15 protein-coding genes are annotated in these 18,841 nt (G+C 62.9%); 8 read left to right on the top strand and 7 right to left on the bottom strand.

The annotated features are described in order from the left end of the window. Positions 1-31: 31 nt before the first annotated feature. Together R3P95_RS08630 and R3P95_RS08625 are read right to left on the bottom strand one after the other, a co-directional pair. A complete protein-coding gene (locus tag R3P95_RS08630; protein ID WP_317548043.1) occupies positions 32-1,093 on the bottom strand; it encodes an acyl-CoA dehydrogenase family protein in 1,062 nt (353 codons plus the stop codon). A 14-nt stretch (positions 1,094-1,107) separates the two neighbouring features. Next, entirely contained in the window at positions 1,108-2,298 is a 1,191-nt protein-coding gene (locus R3P95_RS08625) for an acyl-CoA dehydrogenase family protein (protein ID WP_317548042.1), read from the bottom strand. A gap of 69 nt (positions 2,299-2,367) precedes the next feature. On the opposite strand from R3P95_RS08625, the gene R3P95_RS08620 reads away from it, so the two are divergent. Next, entirely contained in the window at positions 2,368-2,829 is a 462-nt protein-coding gene (locus R3P95_RS08620; protein WP_317548041.1) for an FAS1-like dehydratase domain-containing protein, read from the top strand. Next, on the top strand, positions 2,760-3,239 hold the full coding sequence (locus R3P95_RS08615) for a MaoC family dehydratase (RefSeq protein ID WP_317548040.1): 480 nt from the start codon (positions 2,760-2,762) through the stop codon (positions 3,237-3,239). The genes R3P95_RS08620 and R3P95_RS08615 overlap by 70 nt, the downstream gene beginning before the upstream one ends. 31 nt (positions 3,240-3,270) lie before the next feature. Here R3P95_RS08615 and R3P95_RS08610 read toward each other — a convergent pair whose 3' ends face one another. From R3P95_RS08610 to R3P95_RS08600, 3 genes are all read right to left on the bottom strand, one after another. After that, the gene (locus R3P95_RS08610) at positions 3,271-4,962 is read right to left on the bottom strand and encodes an AMP-binding protein (RefSeq protein ID WP_317548039.1); all 1,692 of its coding nucleotides are present in this window, start codon (positions 4,960-4,962) and stop codon (positions 3,271-3,273) included. 88 nt (positions 4,963-5,050) lie between these two features. After that, a complete protein-coding gene (locus R3P95_RS08605) occupies positions 5,051-5,944 on the bottom strand; it encodes an HpcH/HpaI aldolase/citrate lyase family protein (RefSeq protein WP_317548287.1) in 894 nt (297 codons plus the stop codon). Positions 5,945-5,961: 17 nt separating this feature from the next. Beyond that, entirely contained in the window at positions 5,962-6,414 is a 453-nt protein-coding gene (locus tag R3P95_RS08600) for a MaoC family dehydratase (protein ID WP_317548038.1), read from the bottom strand. Positions 6,415-6,606: 192 nt separating this feature from the next. On the opposite strand from R3P95_RS08600, the gene R3P95_RS08595 reads away from it, so the two are divergent. Both R3P95_RS08595 and R3P95_RS08590 read left to right on the top strand, forming a co-directional pair. Further along, entirely contained in the window at positions 6,607-8,529 is a 1,923-nt protein-coding gene (locus R3P95_RS08595; protein WP_394855406.1) for an acetoacetate--CoA ligase, read from the top strand. A gap of 7 nt (positions 8,530-8,536) precedes the next feature. Next, the gene (locus R3P95_RS08590) at positions 8,537-9,733 is read left to right on the top strand and encodes a CaiB/BaiF CoA transferase family protein (protein ID WP_317548036.1); all 1,197 of its coding nucleotides are present in this window, start codon (positions 8,537-8,539) and stop codon (positions 9,731-9,733) included. Positions 9,734-9,744: 11 nt separating this feature from the next. On the opposite strand, the gene R3P95_RS08585 is transcribed toward R3P95_RS08590, so the two are convergent. Continuing rightward, positions 9,745-11,001, bottom strand: a complete 1,257-nt coding sequence (locus tag R3P95_RS08585; protein WP_394855396.1) for an NAD(P)/FAD-dependent oxidoreductase — start codon at positions 10,999-11,001, stop codon at positions 9,745-9,747. Further along, a complete protein-coding gene (locus tag R3P95_RS08580) occupies positions 10,965-12,809 on the bottom strand; it encodes a PEP/pyruvate-binding domain-containing protein (protein WP_317548034.1) in 1,845 nt (614 codons plus the stop codon). The genes R3P95_RS08585 and R3P95_RS08580 overlap by 37 nt, the downstream gene beginning before the upstream one ends. Positions 12,810-12,905: 96 nt before the next feature. On the opposite strand from R3P95_RS08580, the gene R3P95_RS08575 reads away from it, so the two are divergent. From R3P95_RS08575 to R3P95_RS08560, 4 genes are read left to right on the top strand one after another with little or no spacing between them, the layout of a single operon-like run. Continuing rightward, positions 12,906-14,114: a cytochrome P450 gene (locus R3P95_RS08575; RefSeq protein ID WP_317548033.1), complete on the top strand. Its 1,209-nt coding sequence runs from the start codon at positions 12,906-12,908 to the stop codon at positions 14,112-14,114. A gap of 4 nt (positions 14,115-14,118) precedes the next feature. After that, positions 14,119-15,579, top strand: a complete 1,461-nt coding sequence (locus R3P95_RS08570; protein ID WP_317548032.1) for an aldehyde dehydrogenase family protein — start codon at positions 14,119-14,121, stop codon at positions 15,577-15,579. A 9-nt stretch (positions 15,580-15,588) separates the two neighbouring features. Continuing rightward, a complete protein-coding gene (locus tag R3P95_RS08565; protein WP_317548031.1) occupies positions 15,589-16,665 on the top strand; it encodes an alcohol dehydrogenase catalytic domain-containing protein in 1,077 nt (358 codons plus the stop codon). A gap of 28 nt (positions 16,666-16,693) precedes the next feature. Further along, on the top strand, positions 16,694-18,817 hold the full coding sequence (locus R3P95_RS08560; protein ID WP_317548030.1) for an acetate--CoA ligase family protein: 2,124 nt from the start codon (positions 16,694-16,696) through the stop codon (positions 18,815-18,817). Positions 18,818-18,841 lie beyond the last annotated feature (24 nt).

The raw sequence follows: 18,841 nt of genomic DNA, 5'->3' as shown, positions 1-18,841 counted from the left end.
TGGACTGACCAAATACCAATGTTTGTGAACGTCATACGGGCCGCGAGTCCAACAGGGCGGTCGCGACGCGCTCGTTCCAGACCGACGGCGATCCGAACAACATGCGATCGAGCTTCGCGCGCTTGTAGAACAACTGCAGATCGTGTTCCCATGTGTATCCGATTGCGCCGTGGACCGTCAGCGCCGAGTCCGCGAGCCCGGCGACGGAGGACGTGACCTGAGCCTTCGCCACCGCTGCCGTCGTCGACGCGTCGGCGAGGCCGTCCTCGATCGCTGCCGCGGCATACAACGCGATCGAGAAGGAGGACTCGACGGTGACAAGCATCTGCGCAGCGGCATGTTTGACCGCTTGAAACGCGCCGATGAACTGGCCGAACTGCTTGCGCTGCTTGCTGTACTCCACCGCCAGCTCGAGCATCTTCTCGGCGCTGCCCAGTGCGTCGGCCGCAGTGAGCACAGCCGCGATATCTCGCACCCTGTCGAACGCAGACAGGTCCAGCTCGAGTGCGTCGACTATCGGCGCGTTGTCGAACCGAACGGTCGAGGTGGACCGGGAGAGGTCCAGAAGATCGTCGGGGGTGAGCTCTGCGTCGCGTGCGTGAACTCGGGCCACTCTCGGCGAGTCGGGACCCTCGACCAGCACCAGAAAAGTTGCGGCTTCGGTCGCACCCAGCACGTGCCCAACAGTTCCGGTGATCTTACCGTCGACCGGAACGAGGCAATCGACGGTCGGCACCTTGTCGGCGCGCAGCGCGAGCACTGTTACTGACTCACCAATCGACTGCGCCCCGAGTTCCGCCTCGTCGAGTAGGGGAGCCGCCAGTGCCGCAGCGAACCACAAGGAGGACGGGACGGCGGCGCGTCCGTATTCCCTTGCAGCCAGGGCCATTTCCAGAACGCCCCCGCCTTGACCACCATTCGCCTCGGGGTACCCGATGCCCCACCAGCCTTCCTCGACGAGCTTCGCTGTGAACACGTTCGCGGTGTCGCCCTCACATAGTCTGCGGACCGCGTCGGTAGCGAACTTCGCGGCCGTCCACTCGCGCAGCGATGTGGAAAAAAGTTCCTGCTCGTCGGACAATTCCCAGTGCATGACGTCTCCTCGGATCAGCTTCGGGGCATACCGAGCACACGCTCAGCGGCGATATTTCGTTGAATGAAGGTCGAACCACCGGCAATGGCGGTACCACGAGCCTGATACGCGAGCCGGAGCCACCGTTGTTGCACAGGATTGCGCTCGTCTTCTCCGGTTTCGAGGCCGAACTGGCCGCCGAAGTCGCACAACTCCAGGCCGAAGTCTGCGATGTCCTCGACCAGAGGGCAGAAGAACAGCTTCCCGATCGAGGCGACCGGCCCGGGAGGTTGGCCCGCAGCAGCGCTCGTGATGACGCGCTGGCCGATGAGATAGTGAATCAGCGCACGCCCGTACAGGTCTGCGATCTTTTGTCTTATCTCCGGCTTGTCGGTCACGGGCAAGTCGTCTTCTCCCCGGGTGAGCGAGGCCTGTTCGATGAGATCACTGACTGCGCGGGTGGTATTGACGCGGCCGGTCGCAATTCCCACTCGCTCGAAGGCCAGGGTAGCCATGGCGACCGTCCATCCGCCGTCGACATCGCCGAGCACTGCGGAATCAGGGAGAAAGACGTCGTCGAGAAACACCTCGTTGAATTCCGCCTCGCCGAGCATGTGAGCGAGTGGCCGCACCGTTATTCCCGCAGAAGTCATCGGGAGGAGGAAATAGGTGATCCCTCGGTGCCTGTCACCACCGCCGGTACGCGCCAGCAGAATCGCGTTGTCCGCAATTTGCGCCCTGGAAGTCCATATCTTCTGGCCTTGAATCGTCCAACCGCCATCGACCTTGGTCGCCTTCGTACGAAGCGAGGCAAGATCCGACCCTGATTCCGGTTCCGAGAACAACTGGCACCATACTTCGTCGCCTTTCAGAATGGGCTCGAGGTACCTCTGCTTCTGCGCGTCGTCTCCGAACGTCACGATCGTCGGACCCGCGAAGTCTTCGCCGATGATGTTCAATCGCTCGGGTGCACCGGCACGGTCCAGCTCTTCGTTGAATGCTGCCTTCGTCTTGGCGTCGGCCCCCGCTCCGCCGAACTCGGCGGGCCAGGACAGACCCGCGAAACCGGCGTCGAACAGCATCCGCTGCCATACCGACCACACCTGGCGCTTGTCTTCCAACCGCGCGAGTTCCCGTGCCGCTGGGAGCTTCGGCAATGCTTCCGACAGCCAATTCCGAACTCGTGTCCGAAACTCCGCCTCCGCGGCCGAGTCTTTGAGATCCATAACACCTCCAGTGCGTATGGGTCTAACGGTACAATAGGTCTGACCAAAAAATAAAGGAGTTAGATCGACGTGATTTCTCCCGCCCACGCCCACGACCCAGATCGCATCCTGGATTCGGTCACCATCGAGGTCGAAGCCGGCAAGATTCGCGAATTCGCCCGCGCAACAATGTCGTCCGACTACGTCTACACAGATTGCGCGGCGGCAGCCGACGCCGGGTTCGAACAGGTGCTGGCAACTCCCACCCATGTCGTCGTCGCCGGGCACCACCGTGATCAGAAAGGCTTCGTTGCCGCGCTCGGACTGGCCATCGACCGTGTTGTCGTCGGCAGTGTCGACTGGGAGTACCAACGGCCCTTGATCGCCGGCGACCGCATCACAGGTATCAGACGGGTAGTGGACGACGTCACGAAGGAAAGCCGGCGCGGAGGGTCGATGCGTCTGGTGACGCTCGAAACATCATGGGTGGATGTCGGCGGGAATGTCGTGGTAACGCAACGCGAAGTTCTGATCGAGAAGGGCAAGAAATGAGTCGCTCCCCCGTTGTGCTGACCGTAGGCGTTGACCTCGAAGCGAAATCCGTCGGACCGGTGACACAGACGGACATAGTCCGATTCGCCGGTGCAGGAGGCGATTTCAATCCCCTCCACCATGATATGGACTACGCGCGATCGGCCGGTCTGTCCGGCGTTATCTCGATGGGCCAGATGCAGGCGGGGGTGCTGGCTGCGTGGGTCGCCGACACGGTGCACGTCGAGCACCTCTTGTCGTTCTCGGTTCGCTTTGCGTCACCCCTGGCCATCGGTGAAGTATTGGACTTGACCGGGTCGGTCGACGAGGTGGACGGCTCACGCGGGATCGCCGTTCTGAGCGTGCAAGCCTGCGCGGGCGATCGGGTCGTCGTGCACGGGAGGGCAGCTGTGCGCGTGTCGACACAGTAGTTTCACCCGAAGGGCGCTCGGGTCCCCGGACTCAGCCACGACCTGCTGGCGAGTCCGCGATCTGATCGGCAATTCGTTTACGCAGGAGGTGCTTTTGAATTTTGCCCGTTGCAGTCATCGGGAGGGCCTCCACGGTTTCGACGCGCTCTGGTGTCTTTTGCACCGCCACACCGCGGTCGGTGAGGTAGCCCCGTAATTCCTCGATGGTCGGTGCGGCCATGCCATCCTTCGGGACGACGTAGCAGCAGACCTTTTCACCGAGGACCTGGTCCGGCATCCCAACGACGGCAAGAGCGTCGATGCCAGGGTGAGCAGCGAGTTTGTCCTCGATCTCGCGCACGCTGATGTTCATGCCGCCACGAATCACGATGTCTTTGGTGCGGCCGGTCACGCGCACGAATCCGTCCTGGTCCATGATTCCGAGGTCCCCCGACCGCGAGAACCCCTCATGGGTGAACAGTTCCGCAGTGTCGGCGGGACGGTTGAGGTACTGCAGCATGTGAGACGGACCGCGATAAGCGATATCGCCCTCGGTACCGCGGGCGACCGCGTGTCCGTCCAGGTCCACTATCTTGATCTCCGCCCCGGGAAGCGCGGCACCGTCGGACGTCACCGCACGGGACGGATCGTCGTCCACACCGCATGTCGTGGTGGTCAGATTCTCGCTTCGCCCGTAGAGCGAGAGGATCGATGCCGAAGGCAGTTTCATCGTGGCGTTCTCGATCACGGACGCCGGGATGGGGGATCCCGCGCACGTCCAGACTCTCATCGACGACACATCAATTTCCGGATGCCGGGCCATGGCAGCCAACAAGGTCTGGAGGAACGTCGTAGCCGTCACTGCCGAGGTGCACTTGAACTTCTCGATTTCGGCCAACCCACGCTCGGGACTCCACTCGGCCATGAGGTGCGTCGAGGCACCTGCCATCAGCGGGATGAGGACGCTGGTGACCAGCCCCGTGGTGTGGGTGACGGGGGACGGACCGAATTGAACATCGTTCTCGGTATGCCCGAAAGCCTCGGTCAGGGAGCGAGCCCCCGATGCGTAGGTGTTGAAGGTGTGCACACAGCCCTTGGGGCGCGACGTAGTACCGGAGGTGTACACGACGACGAAGGGATCGTCCGGGTGCACTCGGAGGCCGATCTCAGCGGACACTTCGGCATCCTCGACGCCCGTGACGGCCACTGCGTCGAGCGTGTCGATCTCCCTCTCTTGGAGGCTCCGCGCCGCGCCTTCCACTGGCCGCGCGGCGATGATGGTCGTCAAGGTAGAGGACGTCCGCCGGATCTCCTCGTACATGGCCGCGTACTCGAACCCCTTGAATTCGACCGGGACGACAGCTGCCTTGACGGCCGCGTCGGCGACGACGTGTGAGACCTCGTCCAGGCGATAGATCGGCATAATGGGAACCATCACTGCACCGATCCGAGCGATCGCGGCCGCTACGACAGCGAACTCGACCCAGTTCGGCAACTGCACCGCGACCCGGTCACCCGCTCGTAAACCCCTGCGGTGCAACCCCAATGCGACACGTTGCGAGGTGTCGTGCAGCTCCGAGAACGTCACGCTCTTCGTTCCGTCGGTGGCGAAGGTCTTGGCTGAGTGCCGGGCGGCACGCGATGCAACGAGTTCGGTGAAATTCTCGTCGGTCCACAGACCGCGGGAGTAGAAATCCTCGATCTGCTCGCTGGTGTAGTGACCGAGTGTTCGCTCGCTTGTCATGTTGCCTACCCTTCATTGGCTGCCCGGATGTCTGAGATTAGAATGGTTGGACCAAAAAGCACAACCTCTGTGCTCTACACGGTGCGCATCACCGTGTCGAACGGACCACCTCGGCCAGAGCCAGAACGCGATGCGCCGCAGCGAGGTGGGGAGCGTCGAGCATCTTGCCGTCCAATGCGACTGTTCCGACGTCACCCGAGAATGCGTCGACCACACGGGACGCGAAGTCCACCTCCTCCGACGACGGAGTGAATGCCGCATTGATCGTGTCGACCTGACCTGGATGAATAGCAATACGGCCACTGAAGCCCTCGCCTCGCGCGCGCCTGGACGTGACCGCCAGGCCCTCGTCGTCCTGGACGTCCACGTACAGGGTCTCCACCGCCTCCACCCCCGCAGCGCGTGCTCCCATCAACGTCATCGACCTGACAAGCTGATACGTCTGCGCCCACTCCCCTGTCGGACCTACATTCGTCGACGCACCGAGCGCTGCGCTGAGGTCCTCGGCACCCCAGGTCAGCCCATACAGTCGCGGCACACGTGCAGCGGCGAACTCGCCGAGACGAAACGGGGCAATCGCTGTTTCGGTCGCGACGGGCAGTAACCCGATGGTGCCCGACTCGATCCCGTTCTCGACCTCGAGCGCCTCCAAATAGTGGTGCACCCGGACGACATCATCGGGACCGTTGATCTTGGGCACCATGATGCCAGCGGGCTTACCTGCCACCACTGCAGCCAGATCGCGCAGCGCGTGATCGCTCTCGACGGGATTCATCCGAACCCACAATCGAGGTCCGGCACCCGCCGTATCGATGTCGCTCAGGAACTGGGACACCAGCTCTCGGGCCAGAGGCTTACGCCCGTCGCTGACTGCGTCCTCGAGATCGAGAATCAGCGCATCGGCCGGCGTGTGTACGACCTTGGCCAGCTTCTTGTCGCTGTCGCCCGGTACGAACAGAAATGATCGAAGAGGTGCGGCCACCCCCGATGCCGGCACGGTCACTGTGGCTTTTTCTTCTGCAAACCCGCGCGCTTGCACGACGCGACCAGTTCGTCGTCTTGGTTGAACGCACGATGCAGGAACACGACGATGCCCTGATCGGGGCGCGACTTGGACTCTCGCAGTTCGAGCACCTCGGTGGTGACGTGCACGGTGTCACCGTGGAACAACGGTGCTGGGAACCGAACTTCGTCCCAACCCAAATTCGCGACCGCCGTGCCCAAAGTGGTGTCACCGACGGAGATTCCGACCATGAGACCCAAAGTGAAGGCGCTGTTGACGATGCGCTGTCCGTAATCGGTCCCCTTCATGTACTCCTCGTCGAGGTGCAACTGTGCGGGGTTGTGTGTCATGGCCGTGAACAGCACGTTGTCCGTCTCGGTCACCGTTCGACGAATCGCGTGCTCGAACGTCTGCCCGACAGTCAACTCGTCGAACCATAGGCCTGCCATAGGTCACCTTCCGTAGGAGTCGATGTAAATGTCCGACCGGCGCACCGGTCACGGCCTGCGATCTACCTTTTTGGCCTGACCAAATGTATCCTAGGACAATTGAGTTTGGTTCTGAACAGAGGAGATGTTCGCGTGATCGAAGAACCCGAGACCTTGTGGGCACCGTCCGCGGAACGCAGGAAGGCATCTCGGATGGCGGACTTCCAACAATGGATCCGCAGGAACCGACAAGTGGACACGACCACGTACGACGAATTGTGGAGTTGGTCCGTGACCGATCTCGACTCGTTCTGGATGTCCATATGGCAGTACTTCGACGTGGTGCATTCCAGTGCACCTACGTGTGCTCTGGCCGAGGCGCGGATGCCCGGAGCGAAATGGTTTCCCGGAGCGAGGCTGAACTGGGCCGAGAACCTTTTGCGTCATGCATCGACCGCTCCCACTGCGGCGGCGGTGATCGCCGTGACCGAGACCGGGTTCCCTACCATCACCACCTGGTCCGAGCTGGAACAGAAGTCGGCGAACCTGGCGTCACGATTACGCGACTTGGGTGTCGGACCCGGGGACCGAGTCGCGGCAATTCTCCCCAACATCGCCGAGAGCGTCGTGGCGCTTCTCGCCACTGCGAGCCTGGGGGCGATCTGGTCGTGCTGTTCTCCCGATTTCGGAGTGAAGGGACTTGTGGATCGGTTTGCGCAGGTCGAACCGAAAGTGCTGATCGGAGTCGACGGATACGTGTGGGGCGGCAAATCGGTTGACCGTAGCGATGTCGTCGCCGACGTCCGCGCAGCTCTGCCCACTGTCGAGCACATGATCACCGTGCGTCATCTCCACCCCGAATCCTCACTGGGCAAGGATGTTCTGGACTTCGATGCACTGACTCGAGGCAGCGCCGCACCGCGGTACGAACAGCTGCCCTTCGAGCATCCGCTCTGGGTCCTGTACAGCTCCGGGACCACAGGGCTCCCCAAGGGCATCGTTCACTCTCACGGCGGCATTGTTCTGGAAAGTCTGAAAGCCAACGCGCTCGCTTACGACCTCGGACCCGAGGACCGAGTCCTCATTGCCGCCAGCACTGCGTGGGTCGTGTGGAACATGTTGGTGGACAGTATGTTCACCGGATGCTCAATAGTCGTTTACGACGGCAGCCCGACCGCCGGCGGACCCGACCACGTTCTGCGACTGTGTGGTGATCATGGTGTGACCCGCTTCGGAACCGGCGCCGCGTATCTGACTCTTTGCGAAAAGGCCGGCGTCGAACCGGGCAGAACTTCCGACCTGTCGAGGCTTCGATCGATCATGACCACCGGATCGCCTCTGCCCGATTCCACATGGCGCTGGGTGTACGACGCGGTCAGCAGCGACGTCCTCCTCGGATCCGACAGCGGCGGAACGGATGTCGCAACCGCCTTCGTCGGCGCCAACCCGCTGCAAGAAGTCCGAACGGGCGAACTCATGGGTGCCTGCTTGGGGTGCAGGGTCGAGGCCTGGTCCGAAGACGGAACTTCCGTGGTCGGCGAGGTCGGCGAGATGGTTATCACCGCGCCGATGCCGTCCATGCCCATTCGGTTCTGGAACGACGCAGACGGCCACCGCTACCGTGATTCGTATTTCGACACCTTCCCCGGTGTGTGGCGTCACGGCGACTGGATCACCATCTCCGACAACGGAAGTTGCCAGATACACGGCCGCTCCGACTCCACGATCAACCGCGGCGGGGTGCGGATGGGATCGGCCGACATCTACGACGCTGTCGAAGCGATGCCCGAGGTGGCAGCGAGCCTCGTCATCGGGGCTGAATTGGCCGGCGGCGGCTATCACATGCCTCTGTTCGTGGTCACCAACCCCGGCTTCGTACTCGACGAGGAACTGATCGACAAGATCAACAGAGCCATTCGCACCGAGGTATCGCCACGCCACGTACCCGATGTCATCCTCTCGGCCCCCGCCGTTCCGATGACACGCACGGGTAAGCGACTGGAGGTGCCCATCAAGAAGCTTATTCAGGGCGTCGCCGAAGCAAGTGCCGTAAACCGAGGAACTGTGGCCGATCTCGACGTCCTGCAATGGTACGTCGACTACGCCGCCGCCTTTCGTGCACGAGAAGTTCGATAGAGCGCGCATGGCGAACGGTGATCGTCCGCCTCTCCACGGTGTCACGGTGGTCTCACTCGAGCACGCCGTGGCTGCTCCCCACGCTTCTCGACAGCTCGCCGACCTGGGTGCGCGCGTCATCAAAATCGAACGCGTCGAGGGCGGCGACTTCGGACGCAACTACGACAAAGCCATCAACGGGACGCTGTCGAGTGTCTTCCTGTGGACCAGTCGCGGGAAGGAGTCCGTAGCCGTCGACCTGGGATCCGAACACGGTTCGCGCTTGCTCGACACACTTTTGACGACGGCGGACGTGCTGCTACAGAACCTCGCGCCGGGCGCTCTCGATCGACTCGGCTTCCCTATCGACGGGCTCGGCGAACGATTCCCACGACTGATCGTCGTCTCGAACAGTGGCTATGGCACCGCGGGGCCGTTCTCGAACAAACGCGCCTACGACGCACTCATTCAGGCGGAGTCCGGAATCACCGCGGCAACCGGCACGCCCGACGCCATGTCCAAACCTGGATTCTCAGCTGCAGATGTCGCTGCCGGAATGTTCATGTTCTCGGCTGCACTCGCGGGGCTCTACCAACGTGAAAGAACCGGCGAAGGTTCAATTTTCGACATATCAATGCTCGACTCGATGGTGGATGCCTTTTCCAACCACGTCTACAAGTCCCAATACACCGGGCACCCGACCGACCGCCACGGCATGGGGCATCCATTCGCAGTTCCGTATGGAGCTTTCCAGACGACGGACGGCCCGATCATGCTGGGAATTCAGAACGACAGAGAATGGTCTCGCTTCGCATCATCGGTGCTCGGTCGACCCGAGCTGGTCGACGATCCGGCGTTCGCTACCAACATCGCTCGCACCACGAACAGAGTCGCCGTCGAGACTCTCGTGAGCAAGACGTTCGAAGCACTTTCGTCAGCGGAAGTCGGCGCAGCGTTGGATCGCGCACACATAGCCTGGTCGAACGTGCACGACTCGCTGACCGTTGCTGCTCACCCGCAGTTCGTCGAGCGTGATCGCTGGGTCACCATCGACTCGCCAGCAGGCCCGGTCGAGACGCTCGCGAACGTCATCACAGAGCGCGGTAAGAAGTACCGATACGGTGCTGTCCCCACCCTCGGGGAGCACACCGAGAGTGTGCTCTCCGAGGCGGGTTTCACGGCCGAAGAGATTGCATCGATGCGCAAGGACGGCACGATCAGCTGATGGGCGTTCCGTCAGGTGCCAGAGGCCTTCGCGTTCCTCTGCTCGGCGAGCGAGAGTCCGTCGGAGTAGTCGGCGCGACGCGCGATCAACGCGCGATACTTCATGATGTCGGACCGCTTGTTCAACGCGAGGGCACCCGCGAGACGATTCCCCTCGCGGTAAAGGGCCACGAGCTTGTCCGAGTCTGCGCTGCCGGTCACGACAGTGGGATCTCCGACGGGCAAGCCCACGAGCTGAATCCGGTGTCCGTACCAGTCCGACCAGAAGTACGGGATGTGGCGGTACGGCTCGGCCTTGTCTGGGTCGAGCAAGTTGCGCATCGCTCTGGCGCCCTGTTCTGCGGCATTCGTCCAGTGCTCGATGCGCAAATGCCTGTCGAAATCCTCGCTCCACCACTGCGATACGTCACCGGCTGCCCATTCGTGCTCCCCAGCGCGAAGAGTCGAATCGCAACGAACGCCGTTGTCGAGGGTCAGACCTGACCCCTTCAACCATCCTGTTGTGGGATCTGCACCGATTCCCGCAACGACCATGTCGGCCTCGAGGACGCGACCATCGGCGAGCCGCACACCCTCGACACGGTCCGAGCCGATGACCGATTCCACCGCCGTCCCGCAGATCAACTGCGTTCCGTTCCGACCGTGCAGGCTGCTCAGCCATGCTCCCGCCATCTGTCCTACGGCCCGAACGAGCGGGACGGGTGCCGCCTCGACGATGACCGCAGCAGAGCCGTGGTCGCGAGCGGCGGACGCGACCTCCGAACCGATGAAACCACCTCCTATGACCACAGTCCGGCTCCCCGCGCGTAAACCAGCGGCGATGGCGCGGGCATCGTCGAGCGTCCGCAATGTCACGACGCCCGCGAGGTGATCGGTGCCCTTCAACCTTCGAGCGGTAGATCCCGTGGCAAGAAGAACCGCGTCGTACGAAATCGCCGTGTCACCTACTCCGACTTGTCTGGATTGAGTGTCGAGGTACGACGCCGGTTGTCCGAGAACGAGTTCGATGTCGAGCCCATCCGCAAGTGCGTCGACACCGTCGAAGAACGGTTCGTCGCTCGGCCCTTCTCCCGCCAAGAATGCCTTGGAGAGAGGCGGTCTGTCGTAGGGCAGATGCGTCTCGGCTCCGACCAGGACGAGGGTGCCGTCGTACCCGGCTGCCCGCGCCGTCTCGGCGGCGCGCAGGCCCGCAAGTGATGCTCCGACGATGACGATACGCCGTGGTGCGTCCACTATCCGTGCGCCAGATGCAACGCGGCTGTGGGGCATGCAGCAATCGCTGCCTCGACGTCCGTTCGCTCCGCCTCGGTCACGTCCTCACGCAGAAGTGTCAGATCGCCGTCATCGTCGACTTCGAAGAAGTCCGGCGCGATGGCTTCACAGTTGCCCAATGCAGTGCACTTGGTACGGTCCACGACTACTTTCATCGAATTCTTCCTTGTCTTCTCGGAGTTTGTTGCCCACTCGTCGATCACGAGCAATTCGGGTAGGACTCGCTCTATCAGGCCGGTGTTCGTGTCGTCCGGCTGGGATTCGGGGGTGCCGAGCCACACACATCCTGTTGTGCCATCGATTGTCAATACGTCTCCGGCCCGGATCATCTGGCCGCCTGGTGTAACGAAAGCTTCTCCTTGGCAACGTAAGTCGTGTGCTCCGACGACGGCCGGTATACCCCACCCTCGTGCCACCACCGCGGCGTGGCTGACGAGACCACCCTTCGTGGTGAGGAGCCCGACAGACGCTGCCATGCCTGCCACGTCCTCGGGACTCGTTTCGGGCCTCACCAGAATGACGTCGTCCTCTGCGTCGGCCGCATCCTCGCTCGTGAGGACGACGCGGCCGGTGGCGCGGCCCGGGGATGCCCCGAGCCCGCGGGTCACCACGGTATGTTCCGATGCCGCGTCTGCCACATGCGCGAGAGCTTCTTTACGAGCACGCTCTCGGATGTCGACGGTGACGCGTTCGAGCACCTCGGAGGGCGTGAGACGAATGTCGGTGTCCTGCGCAAGGGCAGCGGCGATACGAACGGCAGCGCTTGCACCTCGTTTGCCCGGACGTGTCTGCAACAGCCACAGCTTGCCTTCTTCGACGGTGAATTCGACGTCGCACATATCGCGGTAGTGAATCTCGAGGTCCCGCAAGGCTGTGGTCAGCTGTTCGTAGACCTGGGGGTCGAGAGACTCGAGGTCTGCGACGGGAAGTGTCCGGGCGGTCCCGGAGACGACGTCCTCTCCCTGCGCCCTCGGAAGGTAGTCGCCGTACAATCCTGGTGCCCCGGTCGACGGATCACGGGTGAAGACCACTCCCGTGCCCGATCGTGATCCGCGGTTACCGAATACCATCGCCTGGACCGTGACCGCGGTCCCAAGATCTGCGTCGATCCCCTCTTTGGCCCGGTACGTCTGCGCGCGAGGACTGTTCCACGAGTCGAAGACCGCTGCGATGGCCTCCTTCAACTGCACGATCGGATCGGTCGGGACCGAACGCCCCGCAAGGTCCGAAATGGCGCTCTTGATCGCTTCGACGTGCCCGCGTAGGTCGCCGTCCGCCGTCGACGCCGTCTTCGTAGTCAGAGCCGAGTTGTCGACTCCCATGACCGTCACCGCGTACATCGTCAGGAATCGCCGATAGCTATCCCATGCGAAGTCCGCGCTCCCTGACATCGTCGCCAGGCCATCGACGGTGGAATCGTTGAGTCCCAGGTTGAGGACGGTGTCGAGCATTCCCGGCATGGATACGGGAGCGCCACTACGAACGGCAACGAGGAGCGGGTCGAACGGATCACCCAGGGATCGGCCCATGCGTTCACTCAGGTCGAGCACGAACTGTTCGAGCGCTCCATCGAGCCAGTTCGGCCACCCGGCATCGAGAAAGGACCGACATACCGGGACCGAGATAGTGAACCCGGGCGGCACGTCCATTCCCAGTGTCGTGCTCATCTCGGCCAGGCCGGCACCTTTACCCCCGAGAAGCTGGACGAGCTCCGAGTGCGCGAGTCCGTGGGCATGGTCGAAGGCATAGATCGCCTCCGGGGGCACGGAAGTCGCGATATCGGCTGGCGGCGAAATGACGTTCACAGCTCTCCTTGGTCATACCGTTTAATTGGTTGACAGAAACGTAACAGAACTCGTAGCGTGTGACTAGCCCCACAAACCAGCCGGAAAGCGATCAACGTGACCACACAAGAGGCACACCCTTCGTTCGACCTCATGGACATCTCCATCTTCGGCGAAGACCGCGAGATGCCACTACTGGACGAGCTCCGCGCACATGATCCAGTGCACTGGAACCCGCCGTCCGAACGCGGACCGGGGTTCTGGGCATTGACCGGCTACGCCGACGTGAAGGCGGCGGCGTACGACCACGAACGCCTGTCTTCAGCGGACGGAACTCAGATCGTCGACCGGAAGGTGGAGGGGAAGCTTGCCAGTCTGCACAACATGGACGACCCCGAGCACGCCGCATTGCGGAAGATCGCAGTGCCTCACTTGCGCGCGATCAAGATCAAGCAGTGGCAGACCGTGATCGACGAGGCCGTCACCTACTTGTTGGACGAAGCTGAGCAGGCGACGGGGACGTTCGACATGGTCCATACGGTCTCGGCGCGTCTGCCCATGTTGGTGCTCTCCCGCGTCCTCGGGGTGCCGGCCGAAGACGCGCCGAAGATGGTGGACTGGACGAACCGCTTGACCAGCTCGGATCCGGAAGACCGGGTCGACGAAGCTGCACTTGCCGAGGCCCGGGACGAGGTCATGTCCTACTTCGAGAAGATGACCGAGCTGCGTCGACGCGAACCCACGACCGATCTCATTAGTGTGCTTGCCAACGGAACTATCGACGGTCGCCCACTCACGTGGGAGGAACTCGCCGCGTACTACATCGTGCTCGTCGCAGCCGGAAACGAAACGGCGCGTCACGCAATCACCGGTGGCACGATCCTGCTCGACCGCAACCCCGACGCCCGCGAACGGCTCTACGCCGACCCGTCCCTTCTCAACTCGACGGTCGAGGAAATCTTGCGTTGGGTCACTCCAGTCGCCGCGATGCGCCGCACGGCACTGGAACCGGTGACCTACGGCAACAAGCAGATCGACACCGGCGACAAGGTCGTTCTGTGGTTCTCCGCCGCCAATCGCGACCCCGCGGTATTCCAGGATCCGCACAGCTTCCGCATCGACCGATCGCCGAACGAGCACCTCACCTTCGGCTGGGGAATCCACTTCTGCCTCGGTGCTCACCTCGCCCGAGCAGAGGTGCGGTCGTTCTTCGCCGAAGCCGCCCGGCGGCGCCTGCGGTTCGATGTCGTTGGTACACCACGACGGGTGCAGCACAACATCTTCCGGGGTTGGACCGATCTCTCGGTCGAGCTCGGCCGGGTGTGACAACGTGACAACGACACAGGACGCCGCGCCCATCGCTACCAGCGGTTTCTACATAAATGGAGCCTGGTCCACGCCCGGGAACCGTACGGCCCTCGCGGTGATCAATCCCGCCACCGAGGTCGTCATCGCTCACGTGCTGGAAGCTGAGCAGAGCGACATCGACGATGCTTTCGCCGCGGCCCGCGCAGCTTTGCCGACGTGGAGCGCTACGCCTGTGACCGAACGCGCCGACCTACTCGACCGACTCGCCGACGCAATCGAGCAACGCGGCGACGAGCTGGCTGTCCTGGCATCCACCGAGATCGGGATGCCGCTGAGTCAGTCCCGCGGTGTGCTCGTCTCACTTCCTGTCGAAGTATTGCGAAGCACGGCGCAGATCGGGAGGGAACTACGCTGGGAGTACACCGACGCCTCGGGCAGCACCATCGTGCGCGAACCAGTCGGCGTCGTCCTCGGCATAACGCCGTGGAATTTCCCGGTGCATCAACTGGTCGCAAAGCTGGCTCCGGCGCTGGTCACCGGATGTACCATTGTCCTCAAGCCTGCCGAAATCACGCCGCTGAATGCCCTCTTTCTCGCCGGTTTGTGTGACGGCGTGGGCATCCCCGCCGGAGTGGTCAATATTGTCACCGGCCGTGGTGCATCGACCGGCGAGCTGATGGTGCAGTCGAAAGCGTACGACCTGGTGTCATTCACCGGATCGCTCGCCGTCGGCCGACACATCGGAAGCGTTGCAGGTGAACAGATCACCCGAGCCACCCTGGAACTGGGCGGTAAATCGCCGGCGGTGGTTCTCGACGACGCCGACTTGGAAGCCTCGGTCCGCACCACTGTTGCGAATTGTTTCACCAACTCTGGTCAGAAGTGCAACGCGCCGACCAGACTCATCGTCCCCGCGGAATCCTTGGACCGAGCCGTGGGCATCGCGTCACTTGCTGCCGACGCCTACGTGCTCGGCGACCCGCTCGATGGGACCACCACGATGGGTCCGCTCGCGTCGGACGTGCAACGCGAAAAAGTCCTCGATTACTTGGACGGTGCCAGAAACCGAGGCGCGACGGTGCACGGTGGAGGTCGGCCGGACGGATACGACTCCGGGTACTACGTCCGGCCCGCGATTGTCAGTGCCGTCGCCGAGGACGATCCTGTGGTGACCGACGAAATCTTCGGCCCGGTACTGGTCATCCTCGGGCACCACGGCGACGACGACGCTATTCGCATTGCGAACGACACACCGTACGGATTGTCCGCGGAAGTCTGGTCGAACGATCCCGACAGAGCCGCCGCCTTGGCCCGTCGGATACGAGCGGGACAAGTTCGCATCAACGGTGTGCGGTCCCCTCACCCGCCTGTAGCGCCGTTCGGCGGTTACAAAGCCTCCGGATTGGGTCGAGAGTTGGGCCAATACGGAGTCGAGGAATTTCTCGAGACCAAAGCCGTCCTCGCCCACCGAACACAGAACTGAGGAATGTCGATGCGTGCTGCAGTCGTCTGGGAAAGCGGTTCTGCCTTCGATGTCCGCGCGGACGTCGTCCGCCGAACACCCGGACCGCGCGAAGTGGTGGTACGGGTACGCGCGGCGGGGGTATGCCAGACCGATCTCTCCCTGGCCGACGGTGCTTTCGGCCAAACGATGCCCGTGGTGCTGGGCCACGAAGGTGCCGGTGAGATCGTCGAACTCGGTTCGGAAGTCAGCGGGATTGCGCGCGGAGATCGAGTACTGATCACCTGGGTCCCTGCCTGCGGCAGATGCTTCCATTGCGTCAGGCACGAGAGCTACATCTGCTCGAACCGCAAACGTTCGAGTGAGCAGACCACCGCTTCCGGATTCGAGATCGGCGGCACCGCCGTGCAGGCAGGAATGGGCACCGGGACGTTCTCCGAAGAGACCATCGTGCCGGAAACTGCTGTTCTCCCCCTTCCCGCCGACATCCCGTTCGAGCTCGCTGCACTCCTGGGATGCGCAGTGCCCACCGGATTCGGCGCAGCAGTCAACTCCGGAGAGGTTCGGCCCGGGGACGCCGTACTGGTGATCGGTTGTGGTGCCGTAGGTCTGAGTGCTGTTCAAGGTGCCCGCATCGCCGGAGCTGCGGACCTCGTCGCCGTGGACCCCATGGAGTCACGTCGCGCAGCGGCCCTCGACCTGGGCGCAACCCACGCATACTCCCCGGACGAAAATCCCGTTGCAGCACTGATGGATTCGCCCGGCTTCGATGTCGTGATCGATGCGGTCGCCAGATCGTCGACCATTGCCTCGGCTTGGCGCGCTGCCCGTCGCGGTGGACGCGTCGTCGTGGTCGGAGCGGGCAAACCTACCGACTTCGTCGAATTCAGCGCCCTCGAACTCTTCCATGACGAGAAGCAACTAGTGGGTTCCTTCTACGGGTCATCGGACATGCGCCGAGAACTCCCCCGACTGATCTCCCTGTGGAGAGCGGGACGTCTCGACCTCGATCGGATGGTCGACGGCCGGGTCGATCTCGACGATATCAACGACGCAGTCGCCGCCCAACGATCCGGTACCTCGCTTCGAACGATGCTGACATTGTGAACTCCCTACTGCACAGAGGACCATCGACATGAGTCGCCAATTCACCACCGACGACCCCATTCCAGGTGCCGCACTCGATCACCTGCTCCGTCCACAACGCATCGCAATCGTAGGCGCGAGCGACAAAAACCTGTTCTCTCGCAGGGCATTTGCCCAACACGCACGAGTCGCCGGTGCCAAGAAGATCACGCTCGTCAATCCCAAGACGCCCGTCGTCCACGGCGTCGCCACCGTGCCGTCGTGCGCGGACATAGACGGCGGCATCGACTGCGCCTTCCTCATGACCCCTCAACGCATCACGAACGACGCCTTGAGAGACGCGGCAGCAGGAGGCGCCAAAGCTGCGGCCATTCTCAGTCAAGGGTGGGCAGAGGAGGGGCCGACCGGGCGACAGCATCAAGAGGAGTTGGTGCGAACGGCGGATGAACTCGGCATAGTCCTCCTCGGCCCCAATCACCTCGGTTTCGCCAACCTGTGGGATGGAATGGCATTGTGCGCGCTGGGTCTGGACATGCCCGTCGAGCCCGGCTCTTTCGCCCTGGTGTCACAGAGCGGTGCGGTCGGTTCTTCTCTGGTGGGATACGCGGCGCGGAACGACGCCCGCTTCAGTTTCGTGGTGACCACAGGCAACGAGGCAATGGTGACTGTCTCGGATGTCATCCATCATCTCGTCGAGGACGAGAACACCCGAGCCATCGGAGTATTCGCCGAGACGATCCGCAAACCCGAAGTGTTCCGGCGTGCGGCCCGCCGGGCCGCCGAACTGGGCAAAGCCATTGTGATCCTCAAAGCCGGATCGTCCGAATTGGCAGCTGCCACGGCACAAGCCCACACCGGGGCGCTGGTCGGCGACGATCGCGTGATCGACGCGGTACTCCGACAGGACGGCGTCATCAGAGTGAAATCGGTCGAAGATTTGATCTGCACGGGAATGCTTTGCGCTGCAACAGGTCCCCTCGAACACCCGGGCATCGGAATCATGTCGGTGTCGGGCGGTGCCTGCGACCTCATCGCAGACCAAGGCGACGACGCCGGACTCGAGCTGCCCGCGCTCTCGAACGCCGCCGCCGCCCGCATCGCGGCGGTCCTCCCTCCGTACGCCCATCCACAGAACCCGTTGGACATCACCGGCACAGCAGCGACGCGTCCCGACATGTGGACCGCCGCTTTCGCCGCCCTCGCCTCGGAACCGACGATCGGACTCATCGGAGCGGTGACCTCGCTCCCGACCGACGGTGAACCCCAGCGCGCTGAGACGTTCGCCGCAGTCGGCGCGGCCATCGCCGCGACCGGTGTTCCCGGCGTCATCTTTCCCCAGATCGACCAGCCGCAATCCGAGCAGGTGAGGCAGATCAAGGCGAGCTCGGGCGTAACTGCAGTACTACCCGGTGTCGATCGTTTCGTCACTGCAGCAGCCGGACTCGGACGATGGTCGAAGTGGCTGTCGAGTCGGAACAGCGCTGCAGTACCGGACACTTCACTTCGGACGCGCACCATCGAGGGCACCGGCAACATCAGCGAGGACACGGCGCGCGCCACCCTCGTCGAGGCGGGGATCGCGGTGGTACCGGCGACCCTCACCTCCGAGCGATCGACTGCCATCGACACCGCCGCCGGAATCGACGGACCTGTCGTGTTGAAGATGTGCGCCTCCGCAGTCGCCCACAAAACCGAACTGGGTGGGGTCGAGCTCAATCTCACCGGCCCGGACGAAGTCGGTGCTGCGTTCGACCGCATCGTTGCCCGGGCCGAGGCTGCCGATGTCGTGCTGGACGGGATCTTGGTCAGCCCGATGCGGACCGAGGGCACCGAACTTCTCGTCGGAGTTACACGTGATGACGACTGGGGTCAGGTGCTGGCAGTGGCACTCGGCGGTGCATTCGTGGAATTGCTCGACGACTCGGCCCTGCGTGTCCTACCGATCGAGCGCCACGACGTCATCACCATGCTCGGTGAGCTCCGCGCCTCGCGGGTGTTGACCGGCTTTCGCGGCAGCAAGCCAGCGAACATCGAACTTCTCACCGACATAATTCTTCGATTCGCAAGTCTCGCAACCGATCTCGATGGCAGTATCGACTCCATCGAGATCAATCCACTGCTGGTCGATGGCGACAGGATCGAAGCGCTCGACGCCTTGATCGTCCGCCGATGACGACCTCGTCCGACAACCATGCCC

Source organism: Rhodococcus cercidiphylli, from assembly GCF_033042225.1.
Taxonomy (GTDB): Bacteria; Actinomycetota; Actinomycetes; order Mycobacteriales; family Mycobacteriaceae; genus Rhodococcoides.
This window is presented reverse-complemented; position numbering and strand designations above follow the sequence as displayed.